Annotated in this window: 13 protein-coding genes; 3 read left to right on the top strand and 10 right to left on the bottom strand. The window is 69.1% G+C overall.

What is annotated here, in order from left to right:
- Positions 1-8 precede the first annotated feature (8 nt).
- The 3 genes from NBT67_RS13740 to NBT67_RS13730 form a co-directional block, all read right to left on the bottom strand.
- Positions 9-671, bottom strand: a complete 663-nt coding sequence (locus NBT67_RS13740; RefSeq protein WP_251342334.1) for an HVO_0476 family zinc finger protein — start codon at positions 669-671, stop codon at positions 9-11.
- Positions 672-770: 99 nt separating this feature from the next.
- Positions 771-2,945, bottom strand: coding sequence for an amino acid permease (locus tag NBT67_RS13735; RefSeq protein ID WP_251342333.1), 2,175 nt, complete (start codon positions 2,943-2,945; stop codon positions 771-773).
- A complete protein-coding gene (locus NBT67_RS13730; protein WP_251342332.1) occupies positions 2,942-3,397 on the bottom strand; it encodes an NAD-binding protein in 456 nt (151 codons plus the stop codon). Before NBT67_RS13730 ends, NBT67_RS13735 begins: the two co-directional genes overlap by 4 nt.
- A gap of 222 nt (positions 3,398-3,619) precedes the next feature.
- On the opposite strand from NBT67_RS13730, the gene NBT67_RS13725 reads away from it, so the two are divergent.
- Complete coding sequence (locus tag NBT67_RS13725) at positions 3,620-4,129, top strand: Lrp/AsnC family transcriptional regulator (protein WP_251342331.1); 510 nt, start codon at positions 3,620-3,622, stop codon at positions 4,127-4,129.
- A 27-nt stretch (positions 4,130-4,156) separates the two neighbouring features.
- Here NBT67_RS13725 and NBT67_RS13720 read toward each other — a convergent pair whose 3' ends face one another.
- The 3 genes from NBT67_RS13720 to NBT67_RS13710 form a co-directional block, all read right to left on the bottom strand.
- A complete protein-coding gene (locus NBT67_RS13720) occupies positions 4,157-5,125 on the bottom strand; it encodes an aminopeptidase (protein ID WP_251342330.1) in 969 nt (322 codons plus the stop codon).
- 66 nt (positions 5,126-5,191) lie between these two features.
- On the bottom strand, positions 5,192-6,520 hold the full coding sequence (locus NBT67_RS13715) for a vWA domain-containing protein (protein ID WP_251342329.1): 1,329 nt from the start codon (positions 6,518-6,520) through the stop codon (positions 5,192-5,194).
- Positions 6,521-6,923: 403 nt separating this feature from the next.
- Complete coding sequence (locus NBT67_RS13710) at positions 6,924-7,493, bottom strand: DoxX family membrane protein (RefSeq protein ID WP_251342328.1); 570 nt, start codon at positions 7,491-7,493, stop codon at positions 6,924-6,926.
- A 123-nt stretch (positions 7,494-7,616) separates the two neighbouring features.
- Here NBT67_RS13710 and NBT67_RS13705 point away from each other — a divergent pair, with 123 nt between their 5' ends.
- Complete coding sequence (locus NBT67_RS13705; protein ID WP_251342327.1) at positions 7,617-8,642, top strand: type II glyceraldehyde-3-phosphate dehydrogenase; 1,026 nt, start codon at positions 7,617-7,619, stop codon at positions 8,640-8,642.
- A 1-nt stretch (position 8,643) separates the two neighbouring features.
- Here the strand turns inward: NBT67_RS13705 and NBT67_RS13700 are convergent, their stop codons facing one another.
- Complete coding sequence (locus tag NBT67_RS13700) at positions 8,644-9,870, bottom strand: phosphoglycerate kinase (RefSeq protein ID WP_251342326.1); 1,227 nt, start codon at positions 9,868-9,870, stop codon at positions 8,644-8,646.
- A 127-nt stretch (positions 9,871-9,997) separates the two neighbouring features.
- Between NBT67_RS13700 and NBT67_RS13695 the strand changes: the two genes are divergently transcribed.
- Positions 9,998-10,369, top strand: a complete 372-nt coding sequence (locus NBT67_RS13695) for an Hsp20/alpha crystallin family protein (protein ID WP_251342325.1) — start codon at positions 9,998-10,000, stop codon at positions 10,367-10,369.
- Position 10,370: 1 nt separating this feature from the next.
- On the opposite strand, the gene NBT67_RS13690 is transcribed toward NBT67_RS13695, so the two are convergent.
- The 3 genes from NBT67_RS13690 to ppc all read right to left on the bottom strand — a co-directional run bounded on the left by NBT67_RS13690 (position 10,371) and on the right by ppc (position 14,588).
- Complete coding sequence (locus NBT67_RS13690; RefSeq protein ID WP_251342324.1) at positions 10,371-11,237, bottom strand: ATP-grasp domain-containing protein; 867 nt, start codon at positions 11,235-11,237, stop codon at positions 10,371-10,373.
- A gap of 54 nt (positions 11,238-11,291) precedes the next feature.
- Positions 11,292-11,822, bottom strand: a complete 531-nt coding sequence (locus NBT67_RS13685) for a 50S ribosomal protein L16 (protein WP_251342323.1) — start codon at positions 11,820-11,822, stop codon at positions 11,292-11,294.
- A gap of 72 nt (positions 11,823-11,894) precedes the next feature.
- Entirely contained in the window at positions 11,895-14,588 is a 2,694-nt protein-coding gene (ppc, locus tag NBT67_RS13680) for a phosphoenolpyruvate carboxylase (RefSeq protein WP_251342322.1), read from the bottom strand.
- Positions 14,589-14,637: the final 49 nt, after the last annotated feature.

The raw sequence follows: 14,637 nt of genomic DNA, 5'->3' as shown, positions 1-14,637 counted from the left end.
CGTCCCGGTCACCAGGCGGACCACGCGGCCGAGGTGACGTCGCGACCGTACACCCGCTTCGTGTCCTTCGCGAACACGGTGTCGCCGTCGTGATCGAGTTTCTCGAAGCGATACTCGGGGGCGTCGTCGCGAACCTGCAGGCCGGTGATCTCGAACTCCTCGTCCCCGAACTCGGCGGTCTCCCCGACGACGAACTCGTGATCGCCGGGGACCGAGACGGTGATGCTCCGGGAGTCGTCCCGCCGCCCGTCGTTCGGGTGGACGGTCACGTTGACGCGGACGTTGTCGACGGCGCGGGTCCAGAGCGTCGCCACGTCCTCGATGGCAGCCTCCTCGACGCGCGTGTCGTCGGCGACTTCGATGGAGGTGATCCGCACCTGCATGATCGCCTCCGGCGTGTCGACGACGAACTCGTCGCCGACCTCGACGGCGTCCTCGGCGGGGGCGTCGACGGTCGTCGCGAGCGATTCGTCGCCCTGCGAGACGACCACGTCGAGTTCGGTCTCGGGTGGCGGGTCGTAGCGCTCCTTGTGGACGTGGCCACACGCCGTACAGCGGACGGTGACCTGGCCGCCGGGTTTCAACACCTCGTGAACCGTCGTCCCCGCGTCGGCACACGAGGGGCAGGCGAGGGCGACGCGGTCGCCCGCGTCGGGTCCGGGATGAGTCATGGTCGTTCGTAGCCGTCCCGGCGGTAAAAACCCGCTCCTCCGCGGACGAGCGAGGGCCGACTGAACGACGCGCGACGAGTCCGGGAGCCGGGGGCCGGCTCAGAAGACGACGCGTTCGAGCAGCCGTCTGTGGAGCGGCGGACGGCGATCGGCCCCCGGATAGACGGTGACGGTCGTACAGCCCGGACTCGGAACCATCGGCCGGTCGTCGAACAGGACGTTTCGGAGTCGGTGATCGGCGCCGGCCCGAACGAGCAGGTCGGGACGGGTGAGGTTGCCCCCGTCGGTACGCACGGGCTCGGCTCGGACGGGGACCGAGAGCAGCGACGACAACTCGGACTGGTAGTCGTCGATCGTCCGACTGTGTCTGGTGGTCCCCTCGTCGTCGGGATACCAGAGCGAGATCCGACCGTCGTTGGCCGTGGCGATAGCGTCGGCCAGCGCCACGGTGCGTGACTCGTACGGACCGCCACCCCCCGAGAGGGCGACGTCCGTCGGTGCGTCGTAGCCCACGTTGTCCACGAGAAGCACCTCGCAGGGTGCGTGTCGAACGACCCAGTCGACCGGGTCGCCGAGCAGCCGAGAGCGGAGGCGGAGCGGTTCGTGTTCCGCGAGGATCGCGTCCATGTCGTGGTGGTCGGCGAAGTTGACGATGGCGTGTTTGGTGTCGTGGCTGACGACCTCGTCGGCCTCGACCGCGACGTCGAACTCCGCGGCGAGTGCCTCGACCCGAGCCTCGAAGGAGCGGTCGGCCGGTGACTGGACGGTTGCGGCCTCGGTGAGCGGCGCCTGGTCGGGGATCTCCTCGAACCGAACGACGACCACGCGCCCGTCGTGTGGCCGCACGACGTCCGCCGCCAGGGCGACGAGGGACCGCTCTCGCTCCTCCCCGACGGCCTTCGTCAGAGCGACGAGCACCTCGTGGCCGTCGTCCGTGGCGTCGGCCTCCACGTCGGCGAGGGCGCCCCGACCCACCTGTCGACGGATCGCGTCCGTGGCGACGCCGTCCCGGCGCACACGCGGGCGGACGTACCACAGATACCAGGCGACGCTCCCCAGCGTGATGACGGCGGCGCCGGCGAGCGCGACGATCCCCATCTGCGTCAGCAGGAGGACGCCGGTAACGGCGCCGAAGAGCTGTACCCAGGGGTACAGCGGCGAGGTGAACTCGGGGTCGTACGCCGTCTCACCCTCGCGGAACGCGACGACGGCGAGGTTGATCAGCGCGAACACCATGATCTGGAAGGCGCTCGCGAGCTTCGCGATGTCGAGGATCGGGACGAACGCGATGAGCGCCAGCAACACGGCGCCGGTGAGCGTGATGGAGGTGACGGGCGTCCCGAACCGCTCGTTGACCGTCGAGAGCGACGGCGGCGCCAGCTTGTCCCGGCTCATCGCGAACGGGTACCGCGACGAGGAGAGGATCCCGGCGTTGGCCGTCGAGACGAGCGCGAGGATGGCCGCGAGGATGACGGCGATCACGCCGGCCCGGCCGAGCGTCACCTCCGCGGCGACGGCGACGGGCGTCAGCGATCCGGCGACGCTCCCGGGGTCGGTGATGCCGACGAGGACCGTGACGATGGCCACGTACAGGGCGGTCGTGAACACGAGCGAGCCGAGGATGCCGAGCGGGATGTTGCGACCCGGATCCTCGATCTCCTCGGCGACGCTCGCGACCTTGGTCACGCCGGCGTAGGAGACGAACACCAGCCCCGTCGCGGCCAGCAGTCCGCCGACGCCGGAATCGAGGAACCCGGCGAAGTTCGCCGACTGGACGCTCGGCGCGCTGCCGGCGGCGAACCAGCCGAGCGCGGCCAGCATGACGACCACGATGGCGAGCTGGAGCCGTCCCGTCTGCTTCGCGCCGACGAGGTTCACCAGGATGAGAAGCGTCGCCAGCCCCAGGGCGACCGGCTGGAGCGGGAGGTCGAACAGGAGCAGCAGGTAGGGAACCCCGCCGACGAGCGCGAGCGCCCCCTTGAACGAGAGCGAGAACCACGTGCCGACGCCCGCGATGGTGCCCAAAAGCGGCCCCATGCCGCGCTCGATGTAGATGTAGGTGCCGCCCGCCTCCGGCATCGCGGTCGCCATCTCGGATTTCGAGAGCGCGGCCGGCACCACGAGCAGCCCGGCGAGGAGATAGGCGAGGACGACCGCGGGGCCGGCGATTTCGAGCGCCAGTGCCGGCAGGATGAAGATACCGCTTCCGATCATGGCGCCGATGCTGATGGCGAGGACGGACGGTAGACCGAGGTCGCGTTCCAGCTCCTTCATGTCGCGTCGGCCTCGCTGAGTCGGGGACGAACGTCGGTCACCACGGCGTCGGCCAGCACCGTCGTCGCACAGATCGGTCGGTGACCCGCCTCGGCGACGAGGTCGAAGCGATCCGGCGTGTGGACCACGACGAAGACGTCGGCGACGTCGAAGCGGGTGCTGACGAGCTGTGCGACGAGCAGGTTCCGGCCGTCGTCCGAAGTGGCCACGACGACCGTCGACGTCTCCGACATGCCGCTATCACACAGCACGTCGACCGCCGACGGATCGCCCTGCAGCGACGGGACGTCGTCCACGTCGGCGCCGCCGACGAGGGTGACCGCGTGACCCGCGGCGCCCAGCCCTCGAGCCACCTCGACGCCGAGGTGATCGTCGCCGAGGACGTAGTAGTCCGCGTCCGTCCCGTCGGTCGACGTTTCCGTTGTTTCGTGGGGGGTCGAGCGTAGTCTCATGGGGTGAAAGCGGCGGAGCGTCGGTGCCCCCTGCCGCGTTGGTCACACGTAGATCACGGATCGACATAAATCGGCCGGTTCTATTGACGATGCGTCAAAGAGTGTCGAATAGATATTGGATGCCGTCATCAGATGACCGGACCACCGATCCCGCCGTGCCGGTCGAAACCGCGGGTGTGAGGGGCGCAAACGTAAAACGGTCGGCGACGAAACGCTGCAGTGATGAAAGACGGCGAGCTGGACTCGGTCGATCGGTCCATCCTCTACTACCTCCAGCAGGACGCCCGCCGAACGTCGTCCAGCGACATCGGGGAGAAGCTCGGGCTGTCGTCGAGCACCGTCCGGACGCGGCTCAACAAACTCGAAGAGAGCGGGATCATCCGGGGGTATCACATCGACATCGACTACGATCTGGCGGGGTATCCCCTGTACACCAAGATCATCTGCACGGCGCCGGTCACCGAGCGGGACTCGCTGGCGAACCGAGCGCGGGAGGTCCACGGCGTCACCGCGGTCAGAGAGATCATGACCGGCAAGCGGAACGTGTACGTGAACGCCATCGGGCGGACCCACGACGACCTCAACCGGATCGCGGAGGAACTCGACGGACTCGGCCTCGACATCGTCGACGAGCAGATCATCCGGGACGAGTACGTCTGTCCGTACCACGGCTTCCTCGACGGCGCCGAGGAGGCCGACGAGGAGGCCGACGAGGAACCGTCCGAGGAGTAGCGCCGGGGATCCCGCGCGACGGTCGGTCTACGACTGTTCCCGCTCGGGCCGTTCGACCGACGGGAGATCGACGACCTCTCCATCGGCGTACACCGTCGGCTCCCGGATGATCCCGTCGAGGTGGAGCGGCGCCTCGACGTCGCCGCCGATGCTCGCGTCGTCGCCGATGGCGACGTGGACGGTGCCCGCGGCCTTCTCGTCTAAGAGGACGGAGCCGACGAGTTCGGTCACGCCGACGTTGGTTCCGAGTCCCAGTTCCGCGAGGTTGGCGGCGTCGCGGCCCACCGCCTCGCGACCCGTCTCCACCTGCTCGCGGACCGCGTCGTCGGAGATGTGGGTGACGTAGCCGGCCTCCACCTCGAACCGGAGCGGCTCCTCGACCAGTCCGTGCGGCATCATCGTCCCGTCGACGACGTAGGTGCCGTTCGCCGTCTCGGGGCTGACGAACACCTCGCCGGCGGGGAGGTTCGAGAAGTCGCCGGCGTCGTGGACCATCCCGGTGTCGGTGAGCCACTCCCGGTCGCCGGGGACGACCGTGAGGTCGGTGCCAGCGTCGGTGGTGATCCGAACCTCGTCGGCGTCCGCGACCTGTGCGAGCACCTCCCGGCAGCACCGGGCGATGGCCTCGTAGTCGGCGTCGAGGCCGGCGATCATCACGTCCTCGGTGATACCCGGGAGGGTCGCCGCGCGCGCTCCGGCGTCGCAGGCGCGCTTGCGGGCGCGAGTGTGACTCAGGCTCTTGGTCGTCGGCGCGAGCACCACGTCGGCGTCGGCCATCGCCGCCGCGACGGGCGCGGGGGGTTCGGTGCCGTGCTGTTCTCCGGGTGGGTACCGCAGGAGGACGGCGTCGTCCGTCACGTCGCGGGCGGCCTCGTAGAGCGCCTCGCCGATGAGCAGTCGCTCGTCGTCGGTGACGACGACACAGGACTCCCCGGCCTCGAGGGCCATGCACTGATGGATCGCCGTCTCGGCGGCCTCGCGGAGTGCGTCGGTCATGTCTCCCCACAGGGGAGGATCGGGGTTAGCCCTTACCCTCCGATCACGGCAGGGCGCCGAACCGGGCTATCGCCCTCGGCCCCGTCCACGGGATCCTCGGCCTCGTCCACGGGATCGGTCCGGTCCTCCACGGGATCGGTCCCGCCCGGCCCCGCCCGAGGGGAAGGCGTCGAGTGCCGCCTGCGCCGCGGCCTCGGTGCAGTAGAAGGCCACGAAGCTGATGGCGTACTTCTCGTCGTTCGCGGTGTCGACGGTGAGGGTGCCGTCGACGTCCGTGAACGACTGGACCTCTAGCTCCCGACCGCTCTTGACCAGAGCGTACAGGTCACAGTACTCCGTGTCGAAGGTGACGGACGTCGGTTCGTTCGCCTCGCCGTCCGCGCTCTCGTATGCCCCCTCGGTGTAGACGATGTTGGGGTCGGTGCCGTCCTCGGGGACGAACTCCCAGCGAACGCAGTCGCCCTCGTCGTCGGTTTCGGCGCACTCGAACTCGTATTTCACGAGCAGGCCGGCGTCGTCGGGACAGTCCGTACACGTCTCCTCGCACACCTCGCTGATGAGCGCCTCGAGTTCGGTCCCGAGGGTCGACGCGTCCTCGACGGCGACGAAGTCGTCCGGGGAACTGGCGATGGAGTTCTGCAGGTAGTCGTCGAACCCGGCGACGTCCTGTCCGATGCCGACCGCGATGATGCGCCGATCGGCGTCTTTGATTCCGGTCGCGACGGCCGTCGTCTCGGAGAGTTCACCGGGCTCGCCGGCGACGCCGTTCTCGCCGCCGGTGGTCCCGCCGGTGAACTCGAACGTCCCGTAGGGGAAGGTCGTATCGTCCGCAGGGGGCGCCGAGCCGTCGCCGACGACGCCGTTCTCGTAGTTCGGGCCGCCGTCGGTGACGAGGACGACGATCTCCGTGCCGTCGCGGCCCTCCACGTCGAGGATGGCGTCGGCGAAGGCCAGCGCACCGGGAATGTGCGTCGCGTTCTCGTTGGGGGGGCTGCTCGTCGGGATGCCCGCTTCGAGCGCGGCGACGTTGCCCGCCGTCGCGAAGTCGAGAAGGTTGTTCGGACCGTACTCGAAGGCTGCGGGGGCATCGCCGAACGTGACCAGTCCGAGTTGGACGTCCTCGGGGACGACGCCGAGGAGACTGTCCACGCCGCTCTCGATGTCGCCCCACGTACCGGCGCTCCGAATCGAGCCGGAGTAGTCGAGAGCGACGACGATGTCGACCTCGCCACCACAGGTCTCGATGGCGTGTTCGTCGGCGGTTGCGACCCCGGTAACGGCGCGGAGGCCGGTGCCACCGACCGCCAGTGCGCCGGCGGCGCCGGTGGCACGGAGCACGTCGCGTCGGGAGAGCGGGTACGTTCGGATCGGTCGGGGTTGGGTTCGTTGAGTCATGGGATCGTTCTGCGACCGCCGCCAGGCGGAAAACACGGCTACCGATACCCGCGCCGTCGAGAGGTGGTCTACGGGGTGACACTACGGCCGGAGCGAACGTAAGTATGCTAACCGGACCTAATCTCGGGACGGGCGCGGGCAAACGCGTCGAAAGCCGACGGCCGGATCGCGGTAGGGAGGGCCTACCGTCCCGTGCAGTCCGTGTGGCGCGGTGACGGCCGGGAAGGGGGCTCGAAGCGACCGTGCCCGCCGCTCCGCGACCCCGCGAGACGACGAACGTCGGGTCGACGGCCACGCCATCGGAAGGCGCGTCGCGGACGCGGTCGAAGCACGACCGGATATCGCCGGGGCCGTCGAGGCCCGACCGAAGGGAGGACGGACGCACGCGCCGGGGGGATTCCTCTCAGCCGAGGAGGTACCGCAGCCAGGGGTTGTTCCGGACGGCGGCGGTGTCTTCGAGGTAGGCGTCGACGCCGAGGATCCGGCCGGCGCCGAAGGCGCCGATGCCGAACAGCAGGACGGCGTAGACGAGGTGGTCGTCGACGACCCAGCCGTGTGCCAGCGGGAGACCCGCGAGGAGGCCGCCCTGGAGCGCGGCGGCCCAGTAGAACAGCATCATGACGGCCCCCCAGAACGCGCTCCAGCGGACGAACGCCCCCACGAGGAGCGCCAGACCGGTCAGGGTCAGCCCCCACATGTTCAGCGCGTCGACGAGCGGATTTCCGGCCATGCTCGCCCAGAACCCGACCAGCGGGTTCCCCTCGGGGACGTTCAGCAGGAACCCCGCCGCGGTCCAGTCGTTGTCGGGGTTGGCGTCGAGGTGGGTGACGACTTTCGTGATGCCGCCCTGAAACAGCGTCCACCCCATGACGATGCGGAGGAGAAACAGCGAGTAGCCGACCCAGTGCTCGGAGTAGTCGAAGGTGACGGGTCGTCCCAGAATCTCGGTTTCGAGGGTATTGCGTGTCGGCATACACCCGACTCCGCTCGGGGAGTCGATAAGCGTGGGGGACCGTTTTCATCCGGTAGGAGTCGCGCCGGACGGCCGGGAGCGTGGCTCGAAACGATTATGCCGGTCGGTCGTCGACTGCGCGATATGACGAACGTCGGCGTCAACGGCTACGGAACCATCGGAAAGCGCGTCGCGGACGCGGTCGAAGCACAGCCGGACATGAACCTCGTCGGCGTCGCCAAGACCCGGCCGAACTTCGAGGCCGAGACGGCGGTGCGCAAGGGCTATCCGCTCTACGCCGCCGTCCCGGATCGCGCCGACCGCTTCGCCGAGGCGGGCCTCGAACTGGCGGGCGAGGTGGCGGAACTGGTGGCCGAGTCGGACGTGGTGGTCGACTGTACGCCCTCCGGTATCGGCGCCGAGAACGCCGCCCTCTACGACGAACACGACACCCCCGCGGTCTTCCAGGGCGGCGAGGACGCCGACGTGGCCGAGGTGAGCTTCAACGCCCGCGCCAACTACGCCGACGCCGTCGGCGCCGACTCGGCCCGAGTGGTCTCCTGTAACACCACGGGACTCTCCCGGATCCTCGCGCCCCTCCAGGAGGCCTACGGCGTCGAGAAGGCCCGGGTCACGCTGGTGCGCCGCGGGGGTGACCCGGGGCAGACCGGCCGCGGACCCATCGACGACATCCTTCCCGATCCGGTGACCATCCCGTCCCACCACGGGCCGGACGTGAACACCATCTTCCCGGATCTCGACATCGACACGCTCGGGATGAAGGTGCCGGCGACGCTGATGCACACCCACAGCGTCAACGTGACCCTGGAGTCGTCGCCGGACGCCGACGAGGTGCGCGACCTGTTCGCCGACGAGACCCGGCTGTTCCGGATCCCGGCCGGCGCCGACATCGACGGCTCGGGCAAGCTCAAGGAGTTCGCACACGACGCCGGCCGCCCCCGGGGCGACCTCTGGGAGAACTGCATCTGGTCGGAGTCGATCACCGTCGAGGGTCGCGACCTCTACCTGTTCCAGGCGATCCACCAGGAGAGCGACGTGGTTCCCGAGAACGTCGACGCCGTCCGGGCGCTCACCGGCGACGCCGACGCCGCCGAGAGCATGGCACGGACGGAGGCGGCCATGGGCGTCGGCATCGACTCCGGGCTGTGAGTCACTCGGAGACCGACTCGTACTCCATCGCGCTCTCGCACAGCACCTCGACGGCCGGAAGCGACTGGCCGGTGAGCGCCCGGACGTAGGCGCCGCCGGCGATGGAGACGTGTGAGAAGTACTCCTCGTTCAGCCCGTAGAGTTCGATCGCGCGGGAGGTGTCGCCGCCGCCGACGACCGAAAAGCAGTCCGAGGAGGCGATGGATTCGAGGATGCCGACCGTCCCGTCGGCGAAGCGCTCGTCCTCGAACACCCCGAGGGCACCCTTGACGAAGACGGCCGCCGAGTCCTCGATGACGCCGCCGTAGCGCCCGACGGTGAGCGAGCCCACGTCGAGCAGCGGCTGGTCCTTCTCGACGTCTTCGACGGGGACTTCAGCCCGCTCGCCGTCGCGTTCGTACGCCAGATCGAAGGGGAGGTGGATGCGGTCGCCCCGCTCCGCGAGGAGTTCGCGGATGCGTTCCTCGTTGTCCGCCCACTGGTGGTCGTACAGTTCGGTGCCCCCGACGTCGTAGCCGACGTCGTAGCCCGCGGCACGCAGGAAGAGTTCGCCAACGATGCCGCCGAGCAGGTAGTGGTCGACGGCCTCGTCGAGCGCGGACATCACGTCGATGACGTCCGTGGCCTTGGCGCCGCCGAGCACCATCGTCACGGGGCCGTCGAACTCCCGGTTGGCGATGCTGGTGTTGGCCTCGTACTCCGACTGCATGACGCGTCCGGCGTAGGCGGGGAGGACGAGCGGAAAGCCCACGAGCGAGGCGTGGGCGCGGTGGGCCGCCGAGTAGGCGTCGTCGACGTAGCAGTCGAACTCGGGGGCGAGCGACCGGACGAACTCGCTTTCCGCGTGTTGCTCGGGGGGCTTCTCCGGGAGTTCGTCGTCGCACATCCGGACGTTTTCGAGCATGAGTACCTCGCCGGCGTCGAGCGAGCGGACGGCCGCGATGGCCGAGTCACCGTACACGTCGTCGACGAACGCGACGGGGGTCTCCACGTACTCCGCCAGGAGTTCCGCGTGCTGGTCGAGCGAGACGAAGGAGTCCCGTCCCGGCCGGCCCTGGTGCGCCATGACGACGACACGGTGCCCGGCATCGACGAGTTCCCGAACGGTCCGGGCGTGGCGCGCGAACCGCCGGTTGTCCCTGACCATGCCGTCCTCGACCGGCGAGTTGAGGTCCAACCGGACGAGGACGCGTTTCCCGGACCCGATGTCGTCGAGCGTCTTGAACATGAGCCTCGTCGGATCGATGGCGCGACGAGTATTTCAAACGGGCGATTCCTCCCGAACGACCGTGTGACACGCTGCCGTGGGTGTCGGCGACAGAAAGTTTTTGACCGGGAGTGGCCTACGGGTGCCCATGAGAGGCGACGACCGCGACGACCCGTTCGGCGACATTTTCGACGAGATCGAACGGATGATGAACGAGATGACCGGACCCGTCGGCGACGGCTCCGGATTCAGCTCCGAGACCCACGTGGACGTCTACGAGGAAGCCGAGCAGATCCGACTCGTCGCCGACCTCCCGGGCGTGGAGAAGGAGGGCATCGAACTGAAGTGTGACGGCAAGACCCTCACCATCAGCGCCGTCTCCCCGCACCGCGAGTACGACGAACGCGTCCGCCTCCCCGCCCGCGTCGACGAACACTCCGCCTCGGCCAGTTTCAACAACGGCATCCTCGAGGTCACGGTCGACAAACTCGGCGACTCCGCCGCCATCGACGTCGAGTAACTCACTCCGACGCCGCCGTCCGCCGAATCACGGCCGCCACCCGGTCGTAGAAGTCCGGCACGTACTTCGTCGCCGCGTCGACCGTCGGCCGCGCGTTCGTCTCAGCGACGACCGCCCGGTCCTCGGTCACCAGCAGATCCACCCCCAGATACGGCACGTCGAGCGTCGCGGCCGTCCGCTCGGCCAGCCTCCGGAGGTCGTCGGACAGGTCGACGCCCGTCGCCTCGGCGCCCCGGTGGACGTTGTGTTTCCATCGTTCGGGCCCGCCACCGGCGTCCGGGAGCCGTCGCTCGACCGCGCCCGCGTACGCCCCGTCGACGACCATCACCCGGTAGTCGCGGGCGTCGGGGAGGAACTCCTGCAGGAGGAACGTCTTGTCGCCCGTGGCGCGGTAGTCGTGAACCAGGTCGAGGTAGTCGACGATGCCGGACAGCGAGTCGGGATCGGCGGCCTTCGCCACGCCCGTCCCGCGGGTCGTCGAGTTGGGTTTGACCACGACCGGCCACCCGAGGTCCGCGGCGGCGTCGACGACCGTCGCCTCGTCGACGGGACTGGAGATCATCGTCGTCTCCGGGACCGGGAGGCCCGCGGCGCCGAGCGCCGCGAGGACGCCGCCCTTGTTCCGCGAGGTCAGGACGGCCTCGCGGTCGTTCACCCAGGGGAGGTCGTGAAGCGCCGAGAGCGCGGCGCCCGCCTGGGTGCGCGAAGGGAAGACGAAGCCGGCGTCGAAGCGCCCGGCGGGGGGCGTCGAGAGGTCGACGGTCCGCCCCTCCGCGTCGAGGTGGGCGACCTCGATCCCCCTGTCGGCGAGGGGGTCACACAGCCGGTCGAAGGTCTCGGCCCGGGAAGTCACGGCGAGACGGAGCATACGCTTCGTGAGGAAGGGTGCGACAAAAGTTCGCGGGTCGGCCGTCGGGGACGCTCAGGCGACGAGCAGCTGTTCGCCCTGCTCGACGACGACGCGGCAGGGCGGCGAGATCTTGTTGTACGCGCGCCGGAAGGCGTCCTTGACCGTGGCGGCGTCCTCGGGGTTGCAGTAGCAGGTGAACACCGTCTCGTTGGCGGCGATGCGCGCGGCGGTGCCCACCGGCTTGCCGAAGGCCTGTCGCATCCCGTCGGAGACGCGGTCCGCGCCCGCGCCCGTCGCCTGCTTGTTCTCGCGGATGACGTGGTGGGGGAACTTCCGGAGCACCATCTTGTAGTTCTCCTGACCGACCTCCTTCAGGAGACGGCGGTTGGCCGACAGGCGCGAGGCCTCGAGCGCGCCGTGGCGGATCTGGCACTCCTCCTCGACTTCGAGGCTGATGTGGACCGGGTAGTCGTCGGGGCCGGTCTGGAGGTTGCCCATGTTGTGCTGTGCGATCTTGGAGCCCGGGATGCCCGTGATGTACTCGCGTCGCGTGTACGGGGGCTTGCTGATCTCCCGGTACATGGAGGCGGGTTTATCTGACATAGTTACTTGTCGTAGCCGAAGCCGAGGCGGCGAATAAAGCCTTCGATGCCGTGCGACGCCGGCAACGGGCGCCTATCCCGTACTCTTCATCCCCGCCGCGATGCCCTTGACCGTCAGCCGGAGGGTCCGCTCCTCCGAGGGCGTCCGGTCGTCGCGGGCCAGCAGTCGCGTCTGCAGCAGGTTCAGCGGGTCGACGTAGGGGTTGCGGCGGTCGAGGCTGTCTCGGAGCCAGTCCCGCCGCACCAGGTCGTCGCGGCCGGAGATCTCCAAGGCGAGTTCGGTGGCCCGTTCGTACTCCCCGCGGATCCGCGGGAAGAAGCGCTCGCGCAACTCCGCGGGCGCCAGCCCCGCGTACACCTCCGCGATCTCCATGTCCGTCCGCGCCATCGACTGCGCGGCGTTGTCGAGGGTGGTCTTGAAGAAGGGCCAGCGCTCGTACATCTTCCGGAGGGTCTCCACCGACCCGCCGTCGTCGAGGTAGGCCTCGATGCCCGTCGCCAGCCCGTACCACCCCGGGATGATACACCGCGACTGCGTCCACGAGAACACCCACGGGATGGCCCGAAGGTCCTCGACGGTACGCTCGCCGGACCGGGACGCCGGTCGCGACCCGAGGTTGAGGTCCTCGATGACCGTGATCGGCGTCGCGGTCTCGAAGTAGGGGATGAACCCGTCGGTTTCGAGGAGGTCCTGATACGCCTCCCTCGCGGCCGTCGCCATCGTCTCCATCGCCTCGGTCCAAGCGTCGGGCGTCGGCTTGACCGGACCGTCGAGCGACTGCCGGCGCGCGCGCATCTGTGCGTCCAGCATCCGTTCGAGGTTGCGCTCGGCGATCCGCGGGTTGCCGTACTTCTCCGCGATGGCCTCGCCCTGCTCGGTGAACTTGATCTCGCCGGTGACCGTCTCGACGGGCAGCGCCAACATCGCCTCGTGCATCGGGCCGCCGCCCCGGGAGATGGAGCCGCCCCGCCCGTGGAACAGGCGCATCGTGACGCCGAACTCGTCGGTGATGCGCGCGAGGCGTCGCTGGTTCCGGTAGAGGTCCCAGTTGGCCGCCAGGAAGCCGTTCTCCTTGTTCGAGTCGGAGTAGCCCAGCATGATCTCCTGGGTGTCGTCCCGACAGTCGAGCGCGGCGGCGTACGCCTCGTTCTCGAACAGCGTCCCCATGATGCGCCGGGCGCCGTCGAGGGCGCTCTCGGTCTCCAGCAGGGGCACCACGTCGAGGCCGCTGTATCCCGGCAGGTCGACCACGCCCGCCTGATCGGCGAGAAAGAGGACCTCGAGGACGTGGCTCGGCTCCTCGGTCATGCTGATGCAGTAGGTGTCGATGGCGTCGGCGCCGTACTCCCGTTGCCAGCGCCGGAGCGCCTCGAACCGCTCGCAGACGCGCTCGGCCGTGTCGCTCACGTCGCCCGGGTTCGAGAGGTCGACCACGTCGGCGTCCTGCATGATCGCCTCGGTGAGGGCCTCGATCCGCCCCTCCTCGTCGCGGCCGCGGTACTCCACGCCCTGCCCTTCCAGCAACTCGCCGACCGTCTCGGTGTGGTTCTGCTGGTGGTCGCGCAGGTCGAGGCTCGCGAGCGCGAAGCCGAACGTGTCCACCTTCCGGATCAGGGGTTCGACGTAGGCGTCGGCGATGGAGGCGGCGTCGTTCAGCCGCAGACTCTCGTCGATGGCCTCCAGGTCGTCGATCAGTTCCGCGGCCTCGGCGTAGCCGCCGGGGCGCACGTCGCCGATCCGCTCCAGCCGCTCGCGCATCAGCTTCAGCTTCTGCCGGTAGAGTTCGTGGGGATAGCGCTCCTGGGCCTCGCTCGCCACGTCGGGGAAGCGCCCGCGGTCGGCGACCAGCGACTCCTCGAAGCGCTCGCCGGGCGTGATCCAGGCGGCGTCCTGGCTGAGGATGCCCGAGAGCCGCTTCAGCTCGTCGCGGTACTTCGAGACGACGACCGAGCGCTGGCGCTCCAGGGTCTCGCTTGTCACGTCGACGGTCACGGAGGGGTTGCCGTCGCGGTCGCTCCCCGCCCACGACCGGAACTCGAAGAGTTTGGGCACGTCAACCTCCGGATACGAGTCGGCGAGCACCTCCTCCAGTTCGGCGTACACGTCGCCAACGACGTCGAAGAGCGTGTTCTCCAGATACCACTGCACGTTGCGCGCCTCGTCTTCGGGCTCCGGAGCCCGGTCGCGGACCTGCGGGGTCTGCCACAGGCTCGTCACCTCGGCCTCGAGCTGGTCCCAGGAGCTCCGGCGCTCGGCGTCGGTCAGCCGCCGCTCGTCCAGCCCCTCGAGGAGGGTCGTGATCGTCCGGAGCTTCGCCTTGATCGTCTTCCGGTGTGCCTCGGTCGGGTGCGCGGTGAAGGTGGGCTGGATGAGCACGTCGTCGAGGACCCGCTGGACCGTCTCGGCGTCGACGTCGTCCTCGACGAGCGAGGCGACCGTCGCCTGCGGGCTGTCCGACAGGCCACCCGACTGGGAACTCCGGCGGATGGCACGCACCCGCTCGCGCTCCTCGGCGAGGTTGATGAGTTCGAAGTAGGCCGTGAAGGCCCGCGCGGCCGCCCCCTCCAGTTCGGAGTCGAGCGAGCCGAGCGTCGTTCGCAGCGGTTCGCGCGACGGGAGGCTGCCGTCGCGGTAGTCGATGGCCGCAGTGCGGAGGTCTTCGACCGCCTCGAACGCCTGCGTGGAGGACTGCGCCTCCAGTACGTCGCCGAGGAGTTCGCCCAGTTCCCGGACGTCCTGTCGGACGGTTCGGTGGTGGAGATCCATTGATCGTGGGTACCGTGACCACACACATTAAACGCCGGGATGACGCAGA

It is taken from the genome of Haloplanus sp. GDY1, from assembly GCF_023703775.1.
Lineage (GTDB): Archaea > Halobacteriota > Halobacteria > Halobacteriales > Haloferacaceae > Haloplanus > Haloplanus halophilus.
Note: the sequence above shows the minus strand (reverse complement) of the source record. Positions and strands in the feature narration are given on the sequence as shown.